Consider the following 1,807-nt stretch of genomic DNA (forward strand, 5'->3'; position numbering starts at 1 on the left):
TTTCCCGGAGATGCAGAAGCGCGGCGCCAAGCCCGGCGACCTCGTCGCCCTGCTCTCCGCCACCGGCGCGCAGACCGAGACGATCCCGCCCTCGATCGTGCTGATCACCATCGGCTCGGTCACCGGCGTCTCGATCGCGGCGCTGTTCACCGGCGGCCTGCTGCCGGCCGTGGTGCTGGGCATCGCGCTCTGCTTCGTCGTCTGGTGGCGCTGCCGCGGCGAGGACCTGAGCAACGTCACGCGCTACCCCAAGCGCGAGATCGCCAAGCTTGCCCTGATCGCAGCGCCGGCCATCGCCCTTCCCTTCATCATCCGCGCCGCGGTGGTCGAGGGTGTCGCCACCGCGACCGAGGTCTCGACCATCGGCATCGCCTATGCCGTGCTCGCCGGCATCCTGCTCTACCGCCAGTTCGACTGGCGCCGCCTGCCGCGCATGCTGGTGGAGACGGCTTCGCTGACGGGCGCGATCATCTTCATCATCGGCTGCGCCACCGCCATGGCCTGGGGCCTGACCCAGTCCGGCTTCTCGCGCGATCTGGCACAGGCCATGGCGGGCGTTCCGGGCGGCGGCTGGGGTTTCCTCGGGATCTCGATCGTCGCCTTCACCATCCTCGGCAGCGTGCTGGAGGGCATCCCCGCCATCGTGCTGTTCGGCCCGCTGGTGTTCCCCATCGCCAAGCAGGTCGGCGTGCACGAGGTCCACTATGCGATGGTCGTGATCTTCGCGATGGGTATCGGCCTGTTCGCCCCGCCCTTCGGCGTCGGCTATTACGGCGCCTGCGCGATCAGCAAGATCAGCCCGGACGAAGGCATGAAGTATATCTGGGGCTACATCCTCGCCCTGCTGCTCGGCCTCGTCGTCGTCGCCGCCGTGCCGTGGATCTCGATTGGCTTCCTGCGCACCTAGGTCGCTTCTCGAAACGACTCTAGGCCGCGAGCCCGCCATTCTCCTCGATGAAGCCGACGATCTCGTCGAGGCCGATGCGGCGGTTCATGTCGGTGAAGACGAAGGGGCGCTCGCCGCGCTGCTTGAGCGTATCCGAACGCATCACGTCGAGATTCGCGCCGACATGGGGCGCAAGGTCGATCTTGTTGATGATCAGCAGGTCGGAACGCGTGATGCCCGGGCCGCCCTTGCGCGGGATCTTCTCGCCGCCGGCGACATCGATGACATAGAGGGTGATGTCGGCGAGATCCGGTGAGAAGGTTGCGGCGAGGTTGTCGCCGCCGGACTCGATGAAGACCACGTCGAGATCGGGGAAGCGGCGACGCATCTCGGCGATGGCCGCCAGGTTGATCGAGGCATCCTCGCGGATCGCGGTATGCGGGCAGCCGCCGGTCTCGACCCCGATGATGCGCTCCTCCGGCAACGCCTGCAGCCGGTTGAGGATCAGCTCGTCCTCCCTGGTGAAGATGTCGTTGGTGACGACAGCGACGGAATAGCGCTCGCGCATCGCCTTGCAGAGCTTTTCGGTGAGCGTGGTCTTGCCGACGCCGACCGGGCCGCCGATGCCGACCCGAAGCGGACCATTGGAGGATTTCACGAGCGGAACACCCTGGAATACTGCGTTTCGTGGTTCATCGACATGATGTCGGCGAGGATGGAGCAGGTGCCGAGATCGTCGAGCGTCGAGCCGGCGGCACGCCGGGCGGTGCGCAGGACCACAGGCTCCAGCGCGGCGAGCGCCGCCACCCCGTCGCGCTGGCCGAGCGGGACCAGCCGCACGCAAGCCTGCACGAGGTTCGAGGCGAAGGCGTGGAGATAGGCAGTGAGCGCATCTTCGAGCCCGACACCATGCCGTGCGGC

The 1,807-nt window shown here is 67.2% G+C and carries 3 protein-coding genes; 1 reads left to right on the plus strand and 2 read right to left on the minus strand.

Annotated features, from left to right (window positions below):
- The coding region (locus ACIPIA_RS15455; RefSeq protein WP_400510825.1) for a TRAP transporter large permease subunit at window positions 1–907 on the plus strand (907 nt) is incomplete at its 5' end.
- Between the two features lie 19 nt (window positions 908–926).
- Here the strand turns inward: ACIPIA_RS15455 and ureG are convergent.
- Together ureG and ACIPIA_RS15465 are read right to left on the minus strand one after the other, a co-directional pair.
- Window positions 927–1,544: an urease accessory protein UreG gene (ureG, locus tag ACIPIA_RS15460; RefSeq protein WP_400510827.1), complete on the minus strand. Its 618-nt coding sequence runs from the start codon at window positions 1,542–1,544 to the stop codon at window positions 927–929.
- Window positions 1,541–1,807, minus strand: a 267-nt coding sequence (locus ACIPIA_RS15465) for an urease accessory protein UreF (RefSeq protein ID WP_400510829.1), incomplete at its 5' end; no start/stop codon positions are given. The genes ureG and ACIPIA_RS15465, both read right to left, overlap by 4 nt.

Source organism: Allobosea sp. CER48 (assembly GCF_044752385.1).
Taxonomy (GTDB): Bacteria; Pseudomonadota; Alphaproteobacteria; order Rhizobiales; family Beijerinckiaceae; genus Allobosea.